The 17,581-nt window shown below is 71.6% G+C and carries 16 protein-coding genes; 13 read left to right on the top strand and 3 right to left on the bottom strand.

What is annotated here, in order from left to right:
- Window positions 1-228 precede the first annotated feature (228 nt).
- Window positions 229-990, bottom strand: coding sequence for a GntR family transcriptional regulator (locus tag ACFQUV_RS06525; protein WP_378394408.1), 762 nt, complete (start codon window positions 988-990; stop codon window positions 229-231).
- A 386-nt stretch (window positions 991-1,376) separates the two neighbouring features.
- Here ACFQUV_RS06525 and ACFQUV_RS06520 point away from each other — a divergent pair, with 386 nt between their 5' ends.
- On the top strand, window positions 1,377-4,916 hold the full coding sequence (locus ACFQUV_RS06520) for an FAD-dependent oxidoreductase (protein WP_378394406.1): 3,540 nt from the start codon (window positions 1,377-1,379) through the stop codon (window positions 4,914-4,916).
- A 113-nt stretch (window positions 4,917-5,029) separates the two neighbouring features.
- On the opposite strand, the gene ACFQUV_RS06515 is transcribed toward ACFQUV_RS06520, so the two are convergent.
- Complete coding sequence (locus ACFQUV_RS06515; protein WP_129609740.1) at window positions 5,030-5,359, bottom strand: hypothetical protein; 330 nt, start codon at window positions 5,357-5,359, stop codon at window positions 5,030-5,032.
- Entirely contained in the window at window positions 5,356-5,637 is a 282-nt protein-coding gene (locus tag ACFQUV_RS06510; protein ID WP_111385346.1) for a hypothetical protein, read from the bottom strand. Before ACFQUV_RS06510 ends, ACFQUV_RS06515 begins: the two co-directional genes overlap by 4 nt.
- 114 nt (window positions 5,638-5,751) lie before the next feature.
- On the opposite strand from ACFQUV_RS06510, the gene ACFQUV_RS06505 reads away from it, so the two are divergent.
- The 12 genes from ACFQUV_RS06505 to ACFQUV_RS06450 all read left to right on the top strand — a co-directional run bounded on the left by ACFQUV_RS06505 (window position 5,752) and on the right by ACFQUV_RS06450 (window position 17,561).
- On the top strand, window positions 5,752-6,717 hold the full coding sequence (locus tag ACFQUV_RS06505; RefSeq protein WP_129609742.1) for a glycosyltransferase family 9 protein: 966 nt from the start codon (window positions 5,752-5,754) through the stop codon (window positions 6,715-6,717).
- A gap of 168 nt (window positions 6,718-6,885) precedes the next feature.
- On the top strand, window positions 6,886-7,977 hold the full coding sequence (locus tag ACFQUV_RS06500; protein WP_129609744.1) for an inositol-3-phosphate synthase: 1,092 nt from the start codon (window positions 6,886-6,888) through the stop codon (window positions 7,975-7,977).
- 14 nt (window positions 7,978-7,991) lie between these two features.
- Window positions 7,992-8,645, top strand: coding sequence for a histidine phosphatase family protein (locus tag ACFQUV_RS06495; RefSeq protein ID WP_129609746.1), 654 nt, complete (start codon window positions 7,992-7,994; stop codon window positions 8,643-8,645).
- Window positions 8,642-9,790, top strand: coding sequence for a glycosyltransferase (locus ACFQUV_RS06490; RefSeq protein WP_129609747.1), 1,149 nt, complete (start codon window positions 8,642-8,644; stop codon window positions 9,788-9,790). Before ACFQUV_RS06495 ends, ACFQUV_RS06490 begins: the two co-directional genes overlap by 4 nt.
- Before the next feature lie 2 nt (window positions 9,791-9,792).
- Complete coding sequence (locus ACFQUV_RS06485; RefSeq protein WP_129609748.1) at window positions 9,793-10,587, top strand: sugar phosphate nucleotidyltransferase; 795 nt, start codon at window positions 9,793-9,795, stop codon at window positions 10,585-10,587.
- Window positions 10,588-10,655: 68 nt separating this feature from the next.
- Window positions 10,656-11,399, top strand: a complete 744-nt coding sequence (locus ACFQUV_RS06480; RefSeq protein ID WP_371851719.1) for a TIGR04290 family methyltransferase — start codon at window positions 10,656-10,658, stop codon at window positions 11,397-11,399.
- Window positions 11,396-12,319: a beta-xylosidase gene (locus ACFQUV_RS06475; RefSeq protein ID WP_129609752.1), complete on the top strand. Its 924-nt coding sequence runs from the start codon at window positions 11,396-11,398 to the stop codon at window positions 12,317-12,319. Before ACFQUV_RS06480 ends, ACFQUV_RS06475 begins: the two co-directional genes overlap by 4 nt.
- Complete coding sequence (locus ACFQUV_RS06470; RefSeq protein WP_129609753.1) at window positions 12,316-13,179, top strand: PIG-L deacetylase family protein; 864 nt, start codon at window positions 12,316-12,318, stop codon at window positions 13,177-13,179. Before ACFQUV_RS06475 ends, ACFQUV_RS06470 begins: the two co-directional genes overlap by 4 nt.
- An 11-nt stretch (window positions 13,180-13,190) precedes the next feature.
- The gene (locus ACFQUV_RS06465; protein WP_129609755.1) at window positions 13,191-14,255 is read left to right on the top strand and encodes a glycosyltransferase; all 1,065 of its coding nucleotides are present in this window, start codon (window positions 13,191-13,193) and stop codon (window positions 14,253-14,255) included.
- Complete coding sequence (locus tag ACFQUV_RS06460) at window positions 14,252-15,283, top strand: GNAT family N-acetyltransferase (RefSeq protein ID WP_129609757.1); 1,032 nt, start codon at window positions 14,252-14,254, stop codon at window positions 15,281-15,283. The genes ACFQUV_RS06465 and ACFQUV_RS06460 overlap by 4 nt, the downstream gene beginning before the upstream one ends.
- The gene (locus ACFQUV_RS06455; RefSeq protein ID WP_244601632.1) at window positions 15,280-16,221 is read left to right on the top strand and encodes a class I SAM-dependent methyltransferase; all 942 of its coding nucleotides are present in this window, start codon (window positions 15,280-15,282) and stop codon (window positions 16,219-16,221) included. Before ACFQUV_RS06460 ends, ACFQUV_RS06455 begins: the two co-directional genes overlap by 4 nt.
- A gap of 110 nt (window positions 16,222-16,331) precedes the next feature.
- Window positions 16,332-17,561 (top strand): phosphopentomutase, encoded by a 1,230-nt coding sequence (locus ACFQUV_RS06450; RefSeq protein WP_129609759.1) that lies wholly within the window; start codon window positions 16,332-16,334, stop codon window positions 17,559-17,561.
- Window positions 17,562-17,581: the final 20 nt, after the last annotated feature.

The raw sequence follows: 17,581 nt of genomic DNA, 5'->3' as shown, positions 1-17,581 counted from the left end.
GCCATTGTCCCGCGGGCGGGAGCCTGCCAGCGAGGCGAGCAGAGCGAACCCTGGAATCTACCCAGCCCACATGGCGAGGACTCCTCCGGATCGGCTTCGCTCGATCCGGGCGAAAGTCACGCGATCAAGGATACGAGCCTCCCGGCTACGAGCCTCCCGGTACCGGCCGAGGACGGGGCGCATGCCCCACCGCGCCCCCAGCCGCGACGCCCGCCGCCGGCGGCCGTCTTACTCGGACGGTGACGCCTCGATCCCGGACGAACGCCCCGTGCGCCGCTCGCCGTTGCTCCACGCCCCACCCGTCCCCTCTGCCCCGTCGTCGGCCGGCGGCATCGTCCCCGCCCCGAGGATATGCTGCCGCAGGGTGCGGATGTGCTGCCGGGCGGCCTTCTCGGCAGCGTCCGGGTCGCGCGCCACGATGGCATCCAGGATGGTGAAGTGCTCGTTGGCGGCCAATGCGAGGCGGGCGCGATGGTCGGCCGAGGTGGCCCGCACCATGCGGAACAGGTTGAGCGAGCCGCGCAGCATGGTCCGCAGCGGAACGTTGCAGGCCGCGTCCACCAGCACCTCGTGAAAACGGACCAGCAGATCGCCGGGGTCCTCGCCGTCCGCCACCACCTCCTCCACGCACGCCTGGAGACGGGCGATGTCGGCGGCGTCGGCGCGCTCGGCCGCGAGCCGCGCCGCCATTCCTTCGAGCGCCTCCCGGATCGCCAGCATGTCGGCGATGTCGCGCTCGCTCGGCGCCTTCACGGAGGCACCGCGCCGCGGCTCGATGACCACCAGGCCGACCTGCTCCAACCGCCGCAGCGCCTCGCGAACCGGCGACCGGCTGGTGCGGAACCGCTTGGCGATGTCCGGCTCGGACAGCCGCTGACCGCTCTTGAGCGTGCCTTGCAGGATCAGGCGTTCGAGATGCACCTCGATCTGTCGGGAGAGCGAAACCAGCGGCGGAACATCGAAGGAGAGTTCGGATTCGGTATCGTTCATGGGGCGACCCAGCATGGCCCGCGGCCGAACTAAATCGGTCGTGCCGACGTGAGTGATCACGTTCTGCACGTTTCGACCGCGCGGTCCTCATCGCATATATCGCCCGGACGCGCGCTCGGTGGCGCCGAAACGGCGGCGGGTCCCGCGTCCGAGACCAGCTGCAAACGCCCGCGGACGTCTGCTCGGCCGAGCATATAGACACCTAATTCTTCTTCCGCGCTATTAGTCCTATCACGGGGGGAGAGACCGAACCATCCAGGATTACCACCGCGGGCGGGTGATGCGGTTCGGACGCTCCCACCGGCGAAAGTGTGCTATAGGCGCGGCCTCTCCCTATACACTGCCGATGGCCGCGGAGCGCGGCCCGCCCAGGACGATACGGCCACATGAGTGCAACGATCGACACCGCTGCGACCCCGCTCACCCCCCCGCCCACCGCAGCCGACGCCCCGCTCCGCCTGGCCCACGGCCTCGCCTTCGAGGACCTCTACCGGCGCGAGGGGCTCGGCCGGCTCGATGCCGCCTTCGTGGCCTGGCTCGCCGAGGCCGATATCGCCCTGCACGATCGTCTGATGACGGCCCGCGCCACCCCCGACGCGCTGACCGCCAAGGACGAATCCGATCTCCTGGTGGCCCTCGCCCCGCATGTGGAGGATTTCGTCGCCGAGCTGTTCGGGATCGGAGCCGAGGTGCGTGCCCTCCAGGCGCGCCACGATCGCCTGGCTCCGCTCTACACCGTGAAGCGCCTGTTCGTGCAGCGCCGTGCCGCCAAGAAGTACGGCCCGGCCGCCGCCGCGGCGTTCGACGGCGACGCCCTGCTCGGCGCCGTCGAGGAGATGCTGGGCGCCCCGTGGGACGATCTGCGCTTTGCCACGTTCGTCGCCGCCCGCCTCGACCAAGAGGCGGAGAACGCCGATGCCCTCGACCTCGCGGCCCGCTATGCCGCGTGGGCATCCCACACCGCGGCGGGCCAGCACCGCCACCACGGCAGCGTGCTGTTCAAGGCGCCGGGCAAGACTGATCCGATGCGGCTCGTGCCGGTCGAGACCGAAGTCGTCGACGGCGTCACCATGTTCAAGCTGCCGGATCATCACCGGCGCTTCCGCGAGGGCTTTGCCCTCACCGACGCCGGCATGGATCTCTCCGGCGCGCTCGACCAGGCCAACTACTGCATCTGGTGCCACAACCAGGGCAAGGACAGCTGCGCCCGCGGCCTGAAGGAGAAGACCGGCAGCTTCCGCCGCAACGACTTCGGCGTGCCGCTCGCCGGCTGCCCGCTGGAGGAGCGCATCTCCGAAATGAACCTCGTCAAGGCCGGCGGCCACTCGGTCGGCGCCCTGGCGATCGTCGCCATCGACAACCCGATGTGCGCGGCGACCGGCCACCGCATCTGTAACGACTGCATGAAGGCGTGCATCTATCAGAAGCAGGAGCCGGTCGACATCCCGCAGATCGAGACACGCACCCTCAAGGACGTGCTGGCGCTGCCCTTCGGCTTCGAGATCTATTCGCTGCTCACCCGTTGGAACCCGCTGAACCTGCGCCGGCCGCTGCCGAAGCCCGACTCCGGCCGCACCGTTCTGGTGGTCGGCCTCGGGCCGGCGGGCTTCACCCTCGCGCATCATCTGATGAACGACGGCCACGGCGTCGCCGCCATCGACGGCCTCAAGATCGAGCCGCTGGCGCCCGACCTCTCCGGCATTGACGCCAGGGGCACGCGGGTGCCGTTCCGCCCGATCCGCGATGTCGCCGAGTTGGAGGAAAACCTCGGCACGCGGGTGATGGCCGGTTTCGGCGGCGTCGCCGAGTACGGCATCACGGTGCGCTGGAACAAGAATTACCTCAAGCTGATCCGGCTTCTGCTGGAGCGCCGGGCGGCGTTCCGTATGTATGGCGGCATCCGCTTCGGCGGCACGCTCGGGATCGAGCAGGCGTTCGGGCTCGGCTTCGATCACGTCGCCCTGTGCACCGGGGCCGGCAAGCCGACCGTGGTGGCGATGAAGAACGGCCTCGCGCCCGGAGTCCGGCAGGCGTCCGACTTCCTGATGGCGTTGCAGCTGACCGGCGCCGCCAAGCCGGACTCCATCGCCAATCTCCAGATCCGCCTGCCGGTGGTGGTGATCGGCGGCGGCCTGACGGCGATCGACACGGCGACCGAGGCGCTGGCCTACTATCCGCTCCAGGTGGAGAAGTTCCTGGCTCGCTACGAGGCGCTGGCGGCCGAGCGCAGCGAGGCCCAGGTGCGCGCCGGCTGGACGCCCGCCGAGGCGGCGATCGCCGACGAGTTCATCGCCCACGCCCGTGCCATCCGCAGCGAGCGCGAGACCGCGGCGCGCGAGAACCGGCCGCCGCGGCTCGCCGCCCTCGTGCAGTCGTGGGGCGGCGTCACGGTGGCCTATCGCCGTCGCATGGTCGACGCACCGAGCTACACGCTGAACCACGAGGAGATCGCCAAGGCGATGGAGGAAGGCATCCGCTTCGCGGAGCGCCTCGCCCCCACCGAGGTGGTGCTGGACGCCGCCGGCCACGCCGCCGCGCTGAAGCTCGACCGCCAAGGCGACGTCGAGGGCGAGCGCGAGGTGGTGCTGCCGGCCCGCACCATCGTGGTGGCCGCCGGCACCCAGCCCAACGTCACGCTGGCGCGCGAGGAGCCCGACAGCATGGTGCTGGACGGCAAGTACTTCCGTGCGCGCAGCGAGGACGGCGAGACGGTGACGCCGGAGCGCATCGCCAAGCCGACGGTCGCCCATGTGCTGACCGAGATGCGGGCCGACGGTCGCGCCGTCAGCTTCTTCGGCGACCTGCATCCGTCCTTCGCCGGCAATGTCGTGAAGGCGATGGCGAGCGCCAAGCAGGGCTTCCCGGTGGTGGCCCGCCTGCTCGACCGGCTCGACACCCCGCCGGTGCCGCGCGACGCCTTGTTCGGCGGGTTCGATCACGATCTGCGTGCCGTGATCCATCAGGTCAACCGTCTCACCCCGACCATCGTCGAAGTGGTGGTGAAGGCACCGGCGGCGGCCCGCGCCTTCCAGCCCGGCCAGTTCTACCGGCTCCAGAACTACGAGAGCTTTGCGACGCGGGTCGACGACACCAGCCTCGCCATGGAGGGCCTGGCGCTGACCGGCGCCTGGGTCGACCGCGACGCCGGCCTGCTCGCCACCATCGTGCTGGAGATGGGCGGCTCGTCCGACCTGTGCGCCACGCTGCGTCCCGGCGAGCCGGTGATCCTGATGGGGCCGACCGGCGCCCCGACCGAGATCGAGCCCGGCGAGACCGTGCTGCTGATCGGCGGCGGCCTCGGCAACGCGGTGCTGTTCTCGATCGGCGAGGCCGCGCGCGCCCGCGGCGGAAAAGTGCTCTACTTCGCCGGCTACAAGCAGATGCGCGACCGCTACAAGGTGGCCGAGATCGAGCGCGCCTCCGACGCCATCGTGTGGTGCTGCGACGAGGCGCCCGGCTTCACGCCCGAGCGGCCGCAGGACAAGGCGTTCGTCGGCAACATGGTGGCGGCGCTCGAGGCCTACGCGACCGGCGCGCTCGGCGATCGGCCGATCGATCTCGGCGACGTCGACCGCGTCGTCGCCATCGGCTCCGACGGCATGATGGCGGCGGTCGCCCGCGCCCGCCACGGCATGCTGGCGGCGCATCTCAAGCCCGGCCACAAGGCGATCGGCTCCATCAACTCGCCGATGCAGTGCATGATGAAGGAGATCTGCGCCCAGTGCCTCCAGGTCCACAAGGACCCGGCGACCGGCACCGAGACCATCGTGTTCTCCTGCGCCAACCAGGACCAGGAGCTCGATCACGTCGACTTCGCCAACCTGCGCGGCCGGCTGTCGCAGAACGGCACCCAGGAGAAGCTGACCAAGCTGTGGATCGACCGCGCACTGCGCCGTCTCGACCTGCGCGGCCACACGGCGGACTGAATGTGAAGCGGCCTGCATTTGTATGACGGCGCGCGGCGGCCCGTTCGAAGCGAACGGGCACCGCCGCCGCTCGGCGACCGGCGGCGCCAGCCCGGACGGCGAGCCGCCGCCGGTCAGCCCGGCTTGAACGCCTCGCGATCCTTCAGCGTCGCCACCACGGTGGGCCGGCTCAGCACCGCCCAGATCTCGCGCACCGCGTCCTCGCCGGACTCGGCGCTCGCATCGCGGAACCGCTCCATCACCTGGCGGATGTCGACGACGGCACGGCCGATCTCGGGCGGCAGCGCGAGGTTGCCGGTCGGGGTGTTGAACGGACCCTTGGGATCGAACAGCACGGCCAGTTCGTCCGTCAGTCGGATGAAATCCGGCCGGCCGCCACGCAGTGCCGCTCCGATCAGGTTGTAGGCGGCCGCCAGCCGGTCGTGCAGCGCCGCCTCGTTCATGTGCCGGACCGGCTGACGAACTTGTGGAAGCGCGAGACCTTGCCGTCCGCGGTCTTGTCCTGATGCAGGAAGGCGAGCTCCGCCTCCTCGAACTTGTCGAAGAACTCCTCCCAGCTCAGCGGATCGAGCTTGTCCTCCTTGGGCTCGAAGTCGAGCCGCAGGATGCCGGCATGCTCGCCGCCGCTTTCAGTCCCCTTCACGGTTGCGGGATGCCCGCCGCGCTGCTCCGCCCAGCGGCGGATCGCCGTGTGGTCGGTCGTCACCTTTCCCTGAGACATCGGAGTACTCCTGAAACGAGTTCGGCGCATCCGCGCCGTCGCTTGCGAAACCGTCGGCCGCGCTCGTGTGTTCCACGCCCGACGATGCAATGCTGCGACGAGCGAGGAGCCGCCATGGAGGCGCTGTCCTGTCATGACGATCGCGACCCCTGGATGGCGGCCATGCGGCGTGGCGACTTCGCCGCCGCCTGGGCGATCAGCGACGCGGTGGTGGCGGAGCATCGCGCTCGCGGCGAGCCGTGCTGGCACTGGCCGCGCCATCTTCAATACGTGTGGACGGGTGAGCCGCTGGCCGGACGCCGCGTGCTGGTCCGCTGCTACCACGGCCTCGGGGACACCTTGCAGTTCATCCGCTTCGCGGCGCCGCTGCGCCGCATCGCGGCCCATGTCACAGTCTGGGTGCAGCCCGCTCTGGCGCAGCTCGTCGCCGGCGCTCCGGGCGTCGACGCCGTGCTGCCGCTGCACGACGGCACGCCGGAGGTGGATTACGACGTCGACATCGAGATCATGGAGCTAGCTCACGCGCTGCGGGTGACGCCCGAGGGGCTCGGTCCGGTGCCCTACCTGGCGGCGCCACGGCCTGCCTCACTGCCCGATGGCGGGCCGCATGACAACGCGACGCGGCGCGTCGGCTTCGTCTGGCGGGCCGGCGGCTGGAACCCGGACCGCTCGGTGCCGACGCCGCTGATGGCGCGGCTGTTCGTGCGTCTCGCCCGCGCCGGCATCACGCCCCTCGTGCTCCAGCGCGGTCTGCCCGACGACGAGCGCCGCACTCTCGCGGCGGACGACATCGGCAGTGACGACGTGATCGAGACGGCTGCCCGCATGGCCGGACTCGATCTCGTGGTGTCGGTCGACACCATGGCGGCGCATCTCGCCGGCGCGCTCGGGCGGCCCTGCATCACGCTGCTGTCCCAGGAGAGCGATTGGCGCTGGATGCGACACCGCACCGACACACCCTGGTATCCGACCATGCGGCTGGTGCGGGTGCCGCCCGGCGGCGGCTGGACCGACGCATTGGCGACACTCGAAGCCATGCTGATGCGACCCGTCGGCACCTCGCCGACTTCGCAGCAATGAAGAAGAAGATGAAGATGTTTCATCATCTTCGCGGCCATGGTGGGTCTCACGACTCCGGGAACCAACAATCCAGGCCGGCGTTGGCGAACCGTACACAGGCTTCGCGCCGTATCGCAGCCCTCCAGCGGACGACACCATGCCCCGGACCTCCCGACCCCGGACCATCCGATGACTTGTCCCGCGTCCTCCCGCAAAGTTCGCGTCGGCCTCGTCGGTGTCGGCAACTGTGCATCCGCCTTCGTGCAAGGCCTCTCCCATTACCGCGACGCCTCCGGCAACGAGCCGATCGCCGGCCTCATGCATCCCGAGCTCGGCGGCTACCGGATCGGTGACGTCGAGGTGTCGGCCGCCTTCGATATCCATGCCGGCAAGGTCGGTCGCGACGTCGCCGAGGCGATCCATGTGCGTCCCAACAACACCTGCCGCTTCGCCGAGGTGGCGCCGCTCGGCGTCACCGTGATGCGCGGCCGCACCCTCGACGGCATCGGCCGTTGGCTGACCGACGACGTGCCGGACTCGCCCGAGCCGGAAGCTGATATCGGCGCCGTGCTGAAGCAGAGCCGCACCGACGTGCTGGTCTCCTATCTGCCGGTCGGCTCCCAGCAGGCGACCGAGTTCTACGCCGCGCAGGCGCTCGATGCCGGCTGCGCCTTCGTCAACTGCATCCCGGTGTTCATCGCCTCCAACGACAACTGGCGGCGTCGCTTCGCGGCGCGCGGCGTGCCGCTGATCGGCGACGACGTCAAGAGCCAGGTGGGCGCCACCATCGTGCACCGCGTGCTCGCCAACCTGTTCGGCGAGCGCGGCGTGCGGCTCGCCCGCACCTATCAGCTCAACTTCGGCGGAAATGCCGACTTCAAGAACATGCTGGAACGCGAGCGACTCGACTCCAAGAAGATCTCCAAGACGCGCGCCGTGACGAGCCAGCTCGACGTGCCGATGGCCCCCGAGGACATCCATATCGGGCCGAGCGACCATGTCGCGTGGCTGGAAGACCGCAAGTTCGCTCACATCCGCATGGAGGGGGTCGGCTTCGGCGGCACGGCGCTCAATGTCGAGCTGAAGCTGGAGGTGTGGGATTCACCCAACTCGGCCGGCGTCGTGATCGACGCGGTGCGCTGCGCCAAGCTCGCTCTCGACCGCGGCATCGGCGGCGCCCTGGAGGCACCGTCCAGCTACTTCATGAAATCGCCGCCCGTCCAGTTCACCGACCACGAGGCCCGCAATCGTCTCGACCGCTTCATCGCCGGCGAGGATTGATCATCCGCTCGCTCATGACCACGACGTTCTTCCTGGTGCGCCATGCCGCTCACGGCCTCCTCGACCGGGTGTTGGTCGGGCGCACGCCGGGCGTCGGCCTGTCGGCCCAGGGCCGTCGTCAGGCCGAGCGGGTGGCGCTGCGGCTGACCGGCGAGCGTCTGACCGCCGTTCACGTCAGCCCACGCGAGCGCGCCCGCGAGACCGCCGGCCCGATTGCCGCTGCAAGCGGTGCGCCCGTCGTGCTGTCGCTCGATCTCGACGAGATCGATTTCGGCACGTGGACCGGGCGCAGCTTCGACGAGCTGGCCGGCGATCCCGCCTGGCGGGCCTGGAACGAGCGGCGTGCCGAGGCGCAGCCACCCGGTGGAGAAAGCATGCGGAGCGTCCAGGCGCGCATTGTCCGCCTGCTCGACGGGCTCGCACGCCTCCATCCCGAGGGCCGCATCGCCGTGGTCAGCCATGGCGACGTCATCCGTGCGGCGCTGCTGCACTATCTCGGCCTGCCGCTCGATGCCTACGATCGCTTCGAGATCGGCCCGGCCGGCGTCAGCATCCTGGTGGTCGGATCGTGGGGCGCCAAGATCCTGTCTCTCAACGAGACCCTCGCGCTCGACGAGACCCTCGCGCCCGACGAGTGCGTCGCGCCCGACCAGCGGGTGACGGCATGAAGCTGGTGATCTTCGGCCTCACCGTCTCGTCCTCGTGGGGCAATGGCCATGCCACCCTGTGGCGCGGGCTGATCGGTGCGTTGGCCCAGCGCGGCCACACCGTCGTCTTCTACGAGCGGGACGTGCCGTACTACGCGATGAATCGCGATATCGACTCGCTGCCCAACGGCGAGCTGGTGCTGTATGACGATTTCGGAGCGGTGCGGATGCGGGCGCGGCGCGATCTCGCCGATGCCGACGTGGCGATCGTCACCTCGTATTGTCCGGACGGGCCGGAGGCGACCGATCTCGTCCTCGACGCCGGCCGTCCCGTAAAGCTCTACTATGATCTCGACACCCCGGTGACGCTGGCGAGCCTGCGCGACGGCGCCGCCGTTCCGTATCTGCCGGCCGGCGGCCTCTCGGGCTTCGATCTGGTGCTGAGCTACACGGGCGGCCACGCCCTCGACGAGCTGCGCCGGCGGCTCGGTGCGCGACGCACCGCGCCGCTCTATGGCCATGTCGATCCGCGCGTGCATCGCCCGGTCGAGCCGGTGCCGCGCTATCGGGCCGATCTCTCCTATCTCGGCACCTGGGCGGCCGACCGCCAGCCCACGCTCGAAGCCCTGCTGGTGCGGCCGGCGGCGCGTCGACCCGAGCAGCGGTTCCTGATCGGCGGCGCCCAGTATCCGCACGGCTTCCCGTGGGGCGACAACATCTGGTTCGTCCGTCATCTGCCGCCGGCCGAGCACCCGGCCTTCTTCTCGTCGTCGCGCCTCACCCTCAACATCACCCGCCGCGCCATGGCCGAGATGGGATGGTGTCCTTCCGGCCGGCTTTTCGAAGCGGCCGCCTGCGGGGCCGCCATCGTCACCGATGCCTGGGATGGGCTCGATGCCTTCTTCACGCCAGGCGAGGAGATCCTGATCGCACGCGACGAGAGCGACGTCGAAGCGGCACTCGACCGCGACGACGCCGCCCTGATCCGCCTGGGTGCCGCCGCCCGCGCCCGCGTGCTCGCGAGCCACACCTCGGCGCACCGCGCTGCGGAGCTGGAACGCCTGATCGCCGACCTCGGAGCGCCGCAGCGCCACGCCGGCGCCGACGTCGGCGCCGGGGCGCGCCCCGCCCCCGACATCGATCCCGTCCGAGCCCTGGGAGCCTGAACATGTGGGGTATCGTCCCCGCCGCGGGTCGCGGCAGCCGCATCCAGCCGCTCGCCTTTTCCAAGGAGCTGCTGCCGGTCGGCAGCCGCCCGCACGAGACCGGCGAGCGCCCGTGCGCCGTCAGTGAGTATCTGGTCGAGCGGATGATCCTCGGCGGGGCCGACAAGATCTGCTTCGTCATCTCGCCCGGCAAGTCCGACATCATGGAGTACTACGGCGCCGCCTATGGGCCAGCCGACATCGCCTACATGGTGCAGCCGCGTCCGGTCGGCCTGTGCGACGCGGTGTTCCGCCCGGCTCCGCTGATCGCGCCCGACGAGACCGTGGTGGTCGGCTTGCCCGACACCGTGTGGTTTCCGGCCGATGCGCTCGCCAGCCTGCCCGACGACCGCCTCTCCTTCCTGCTGTTCCCGGTCGAGCGGCCGGAGCTGTTCGACGCCGTCGAGCTCGACGGCAGCGAGCGCGTCACCGCCATCCGTGTGAAGCAGCCCGAGGTGCGCTCGCGCTGGATCTGGGGCGCCTTCAAGATGCCGGGGCATGTGTTCCACGCGCTCGCGGCACTGTGGCGGCGGCCCGAGCGCCGCGACGAGTACATCGGCACGCTGGTGAATGCCTGGCTGGCCGAGGGCGGCAGCGCCGTCGGCGTCAAGGCCGGCTCCAGCTACGTGGACGTCGGCACCGTGCATGGCTACCGCGCCGCCATCGGCCTGCTCGGTGAGGGCGTCGCACCCCATCACACCACGTTGCCGTCCGGCGTCGCCGGCGTGCCGCACAGCCGCGAGGTGAGACTGCCGTGACACCGCCTGCGACCAACGCGGCCGCGCGCCGCGATCAGCACCCCCCCGCCGCGCTCTCGCGCGACGAGATCCGCGCTCGCGTCGCGGCGCTCGGCCCGTGGTTCCACAATCTCGATCTCGCCGGCGTCCAGACCGCGCCCGATCATTTCCTCGGTGACTATCCGGCGGTGAAGTGGCGCGGCTTCCGCGACGCGGTGCCGGCGGACCTGACCGGCAAGAGCGTGCTCGATATCGGCTGCAACGGCGGCTTCTACGCCATCGAGATGAAGCGCCGCGGGGCCGCCCGCGTGCTCGGGATCGATGCCGATCCGGACTACCTGGCGCAGGCCCGCTTCGCCGCCGAGGTGGTGGGCGCCGACATCGAGTTCCGCCGCCTTTCGGTCTACGAGGTCGGCCGCATCGGCGAGACCTTCGACGTCGTGCTGTTCATGGGCGTGCTCTATCACCTCCGCCATCCGCTGCTCGCCCTCGACCTGATCCGCGCCCATGTGGCGCGCGATCTCCTCGTGTTCCAGTCGATGCAGCGCGGCAGCGCGGACGTCGCCGAGACCGCCGAGGACTACGACTTCTGGCAGACGGAGCCGTTCGACCGGCCCGACTTCCCGCGCCTGCATTTCGTCGAGAAGCGTTACGCCGGCGACCCGACCAACTGGTGGGTCCCGAACCGCGCCTGCGTCGAGGCGATGCTGCGCAGCGCCGGCTTCGCCATCGCGGCGCATCCGGAGCCCGAGGTCTATGTGTGCCGCTGCACCGAGCCCGATCCCGCCGTCGCCGCCGAGCGCCCGACCGTCACCATGCCGGAGCAGCCATGATCGAAGCCGTGATGCTCTGGAACGAGCCCAACAACAAGTCGCACTGGGACCCGGAGATCGATCCCGACTGGAGCCGCTTCGCCGAGATGGCGATCCTGGCCGGCAAGGCGATCGCGGCGGTCGACCCGTCGCTTCCGCGGGTGCTCGGCGGCATCTCGCCCATCGACCCGTCGTTCATCGTCAACATGGCGGGGCGCGGCGTGCTCGACCATGTCGACGTCGTCGCGGTGCACGGCTTCCCGCTCGACTGGAACCTGTGGCGCATCCACGACTGGCCGCAGAAGCTCGACGAGATCCGCGCCGTCACGGATCGGCCCCTGTGGGTGTCGGAGGTCGGCGTGTCGAGCTTCGGGGCCGAGGAGGTGCAGGTGTTCGGCGTCGAGCGCACCGCGGCGTTGCTGGCCGGCCGCGCCCCGCGCATCCACTGGTACAGCCTCTACGACCTGCCGCGCGCCTGGCCCGCCACCACCCGCCACAAGGAGGCCGAGGGCTCGTCCTACTACCGCCACTTCGACATGGGACTCTTGCGCGAGGACGGCACGCCGAAGCTGGCGCTGGAGACCTTCGCCCGCCACACGCCGACGCTCGGCCTGTGCCAGTGGTTCCACTTCGAGGATCATCGGCTCGACGAGGCGGTGCGCTGGATGAAGCGGCTCGGTGTCACCTATCTGCGCACCGGACTGTCGTGGGCCGACAGCTTCCGCCCGAACGCGCTCGCCTGGTTCGACCGCCAGATGGACGCCCTCGCCGAGTTCGACGTGACGGTGACGTTCTGCTTCACGCCGGAGCATCTCGGCATCGCGCCGCATCACACCAGCCCGCCGCGCGACCCGCGCATCTTCGCGGATTTCTGCGCCGCCATGGTGGAGCGCTACGCCCATCACCGCGCCACGCCGCCCGTCGCTTGTCCGGCCGAATGAGCGCCGCCGCTCCGACCAGCACGCCGGACCACGGCGCCACGGTCGCCGACGCCCTGCTGGCCGCGATCGCCGAGGCGGACCGCGCGTCCATCGACGCGAGCCACGTCGCCCTGGTGGTGGCGCATCCCGACGACGAGACGCTCACCTGCGGGGCGCTGCTTCCGCGCCTCTCCGGCATTCGCATCGTGATGGTGACCGACGGTGCGCCGCGGCGTGCCGAGGCTGCCGCCGAGCACGGTTTCGAGAGCCCGGCCGCCTATGCGGAGGCGCGCCGCCGCGAGCTGGTCGAAGCGCTCGCGCTGGCCGGGGTCGCCGACGCGCAGGTGACACGGCTCGGCCTGTTCGATCAGGAGGTCGCTTTGCAGATGCCGGCGCTCGCCCGCCGGCTCGCCGCCCTGTTCACCGAGGCCGGCACCCGCGTGGTGCTCACCCATGCGTTCGAGGGCGGCCATCCGGATCACGACGCTGTCGCGTTCGCGGTGCGGGCTGCGGCCGCGATCGGCGGCGACGACGGTGTTGCGGTGATCGAGATGCCGCTGTACCGGCTCGGCCTGTCGGGCTGGCTGCACCAGTCCTTCGCGCCCGACCCGCAGAGCCGGGTGGTCGAGCTGCGGCTCGACGACGACGACATCGCCCGCAAGCGCCGCATGCTGGCCGCCCACGCCACGCAGCAGCGCACCCTCGCCTCCTTCCCGTTGATCGCCGAGCGATTCCGCAAGGCGGTGCCGGCCGATCTGACCGCGCTGCCGAACAGTGGCCGGCTGATCTACGAGCAGCACGATTGGGGCATGACCGGCCCCCGCTGGCAGGGGCTCGCCCGGCTCGCCTGCCGGTTCCTCGGTGTCGGTCCGGTGTTGTGAGGCGGAGCACCATGCCGCTCACGGTGCTCTCGGTCGCCTATCCCTTCGCCCCGGTCGGTCCCGACGCGGTCGGCGGCGCCGAGCAGGTGCTGGCCGCCCTCGACGCCGCCCTGATCGCCGCCGGCCATCGCTCGATCGTCATCGCGGCCGCGGGCTCGCAGGTCGCCGGCGAGCTGATGGCGCTGCCGCCGATCGGCGGTCTCCTCGACGACGACGCCGTGGCGCGCGGACGACGGGCCGCGGCGGATCAGATCACGGCGGTGCTGCGCTCGCGGCGGATCGATCTCGTCCACCTGCACGGCGTCGACTTCGACCACTATCGGCCGGCCGGTCCGCCGAACAATCCTCCCGTGGTGGCGACCCTGCACCTGCCACTCGCCTGGTACGCCGAGGCGGCGCTCATGCCGCGGCCCGGCACGCATCTCGTCTGTGTGTCGGCAAGCCAGCGCGCCACCCGGCCCGACCTCGCCGGGCGTCTCGCGGTGATCGAGAACGGCGTCGCGGTCGACCGCTTCGCGCCGGGGCGGCGACGCTGCGGCTACGCCCTGATGCTCGCCCGCATCTGCCCCGAGAAGGGCGTGCATCTCGCGCTCGATGCGGCGCGGCGCGCCGACATGCCGCTGCTGATCGCCGGCGAGACCTTTCCATACACGGCGCATCGCCGTTATTTCGACGAGGAGGTGCGGCCCCGGCTCGACGCCCGCCGGCGCTTCCTCGGCCCGGTCGGCTTTGCCCGCAAGCGCCGGCTGCTCGCGGCGGCGCGCTGCCTGCTGGTGCCGTCGCTCGCCCCCGAGACCAGCTCGCTGGTCGCCCGCGAGGCGCTCGCCGCCGGCACGCCGGTGGTGGGCTTCGCCACCGGGGCACTCGCCGAGGCGATCGACGAGGGCATCACCGGCTTCCTGGTCGACGACGACGCCGCGATGGCCGACGCCATCCGCCGCTGCGACGCCCTCGACCGCGCCGCCTGCCGGGTGGTGGCGGAGCGGCGCTTCGCCCTCGCGACGATGACCGACGCCTATCTGTCGCTCTACCGCCGCCTGGCGGGTATCGAAGCGCAGCCCGGAGCTGCCGCATGAGCCCCCTCGCCACCACGGTGCTGCGCGAGCGCGACGCCGTCGCGGCCCTCGCGCCCGCCTGGGTGGACTTGTGGCGGCGCTCACCCTCCGCAACGCCGTTCCAGTCTCCCGCCTGGCTGCTGCCGTGGTGGGACAGCTTCGCGCCCGGCACGCTGCGCGTCGTCACGGTCCACCGCGGCGACCGGCTGGTGGCACTGGCGCCGCTCTATCGCGAAGCGCCGGCCGAGGCGCGGCCGGAGGGCCACGCCCCGCGGCGCCTGCTGCCGATCGGGCTCGGCACCACCGACTATCTCGACGTGCTGATCGAACCCGACACGCCGGACGCCGCCCCGCGGCTGGTCGGCGCCGCCGCGGCCGATCGCGACTGGGACGAATGGGAGCTGACCGACCTCGCCCCCGGTGCGGCCGCCACCACCTTGCCCGTGCCGCCCGGCTGCACCGAAACGATGGACGAGGCGGCGCCCTGCCCGGTGCTGGCGCTGCCGGCCAGCGCCGACGAGGTCGCCGCGGCGCTGCCGCCCCGCAAGCGCCGCGCCATCCGCATGGACCGCAACCGGGCGAGCCGCCGCGGTGCGGTCGAGATCATTACGGCCCGCGACCGCGACGAGGCGGCGCGCCTGCTCTCCGCGTTGATCACGCTGCATCAGGCGCGGTGGACGGCCCGCGGCGAGCCCGGCGTGTTCGCCGATGCGCGGGTGCGGGACTTTCACGAGCGGGCGCTGCCCGGCCTCCTCGCCGCCGGCCTCGTCCGTCTCGACGCCGTCATCATCGCGGGCGCCGTGGCAGCGGTGATGGTTCAGCTCGTCGATCGCCACCGCCGTTACGCCTACCTGGCCGGCTTCGACGCCGCCTTCGCATATGAGAGCCCGGGAACGCTCCTGTTCGCCGCCGCCCTGGAGGATGCCGTCCGAGCGGGTGCCCGCGAGTTCCATTTCTTGCGCGGCGACGAGCCTTACAAGCGCGGCTGGGGCGCCGTCGTCACCCACAGCCGACGCCGCCTGTTCCGCCGCACGGAGACGCAGGCGTGAGCGCCGACCGCCGGACCGGACTGCCCGGCGGGCTGCCGCCGCGCGCCCGCGCGGCGATCGCCCGCTGTGCCGACGGCACCCTGCCGCCCGCCGTGGCGCTGACCTGGCTCGTCATGGCGGGGCTCGCGGCCGACGAGGCCGCCGAGGCGATCGCCACCGCGTCGGCCCGGCTCGCCGCCACCGGGGCCCGGGCTGAGACGGAGCGGCTGCGCGGCGCAGCGCGGCTGCTCGCCGAGGCGCCGGAGGCGCTCGACGCGGTCGCGGCCGTGCTCGACGCCCACGAGGCGCCGCCCCCCGCCGCCGTCTCGGGCGACGACGCCGTGGCCCACTGGGCCGCCGTGTTCGACCGCGCCGGCGCCCGTTCCCCGGAGGCGAGCGTCGCGCTCTATTCGCTCGGCCGCCCGGCCCTGCTCGACGCCGTCACCGACGAGATCGTCGCCTGGCTGGCCGCCCAGGGCCTCCTCGGCGCCGACCGCCGGGTGCTCGATCTCGGCTGCGGCATCGGCCGCTTCCTGGTGGCGCTGGCCCCGCAGGTGGCGCTGATCGTCGGCACCGAGGTGTCGGCCGTGATGGCACGCACCGCCCGCACCCGCAGCCGCGATCATCGCAACGTCGCCGTGCTGCGCACCGGCGGGCGCGACCTCGCCCCGTTCCGGGACGAGACGTTCGATCTGGTGCTCGCCGTCGACACCATGCCGTATCTGGTGGCGGCCGGCGTCGCCGACCGGCACGTGGCCGAGGCGTCTCGGGTGCTGCGGCCGGGCGGCAGCCTCGTCGCGCTGAACTGGTCCTACGGGGGCGACATCGCCACCGACCGCGCCGCGGTCGCATCACTCGCCGAGCGCAGCGGGCTCGCGGTGCGGGTGAACGGCAGCCACCCGTTCCGCGGCTGGGACGGCGCCGCCTTCCTGCTGCACCGGGCCGGCGCGTTCGTGTAGAGATCGCGCACGACGTCGACGCACCGAACCGCGCCCGGCGCGTTCTCTTGATGGCGGTCGGGCTGGGCCGACCGCCGTCGCACCCTGTGTCGCCACCGGAGCCGACCCGCATGGCCCGCGCCTTTCTGCTCGTCCTCGACTCGGTCGGCATCGGCGGCGCGCCGGACGCGGCGAATTACGGCGACGAAGGCGCCGACACGATCGGCCACATCGCCGAGGCCTGCGCCCGCGGCCTCGCCGACCGCGCCGGCCTCCGGGCCGGCCCGCTCACACTGCCAAACCTCGTCCGGCTCGGCCTCGGCGACGCCTGCCGGCTCGCCACCGGGCGGGTGCCGCCGGGCCTCGCCCGCCAGGATGGCGACGCCTCGGCGGCCGTCTATGGCTGCGCCGCCGAGATCTCGCGCGGCAAGGACACGCCCTCCGGCCATTGGGAGATCGCCGGCTGCCCGGTGCGCTTCGACTGGGGCTATTTCCCCCGCATCACGCCGTGCTTTCCCCCCGATCTCGTCGCCGCCCTGTGTCGCGAGGCCGACATTCCCGGAATCCTCGGCGACTGCCATGCGTCGGGCACCGAGATCGTGACGGCGCTCGGCGCCGAGCATATCCGCACCGGCAAGCCGATCTGCTACACCTCGGCCGACAGCGTGTTCCAGATCGCGGCGCACGAGGAGCATTTCGGGCTCGACCGCTTGTACGCGGTGTGCCGGGTGGCGCGCCGTCTGATCGATCCGTTGCGCATCGGCCGCGTCATCGCGCGTCCGTTCGACGGAACCGCCGAAGGCGGATTCGTGCGCACCGCCCATCGCAAGGACTTCGCGGTGCCGCCGCCCGATGCCACCATTCTGGATGCCGCGACGGCCGCCGGGCGCGACGTGATCACGATCGGCAAGATCGGCGACATCTTCGCCCACCGGGGCACCGGCCGAGAGTGGCCGGCGAGCGGCAACGACGCCCTGTTCGACCGCACCCGCGAGGGCATCGGTGCGCTTGCCGACAATGGCCTCCTGTTCGCCAACTTCATCGACTTCGATCAGCTCCACGGCCACCGCCGCGATGTCGCCGGCTACGCGGCCGCGCTCGAAGCCTTCGACCGCCGCCTGCCGGAGCTGACCGCCCTGCTCCGTCCTGACGATCTCCTCGTCGTCACCGCCGATCACGGCTGCGATCCGACCTGGCCCGGCACCGACCACACGCGCGAGCAAGTGCCGGTGCTGATCCGCGGCGGCGGCATGGCGGCACCGCTCGGCCGCCTGCCCTCCTTTGCGGCGATGGCCGCGCTGGTGGCGCGGCACCTCGCCCTCACCGGAATGCCTGCGGCGACACCGACCGCCGCCGCGTGAGTACCCTCCTGATCTGATCA

Source organism: Rhodoplanes sp. P11, from assembly GCF_964266735.1.
Classification (GTDB): Bacteria; Pseudomonadota; Alphaproteobacteria; order Rhizobiales; family Xanthobacteraceae; genus Rhodoplanes; species Rhodoplanes serenus.
Note: the sequence above shows the minus strand (reverse complement) of the source record. Positions and strands in the feature narration are given on the sequence as shown.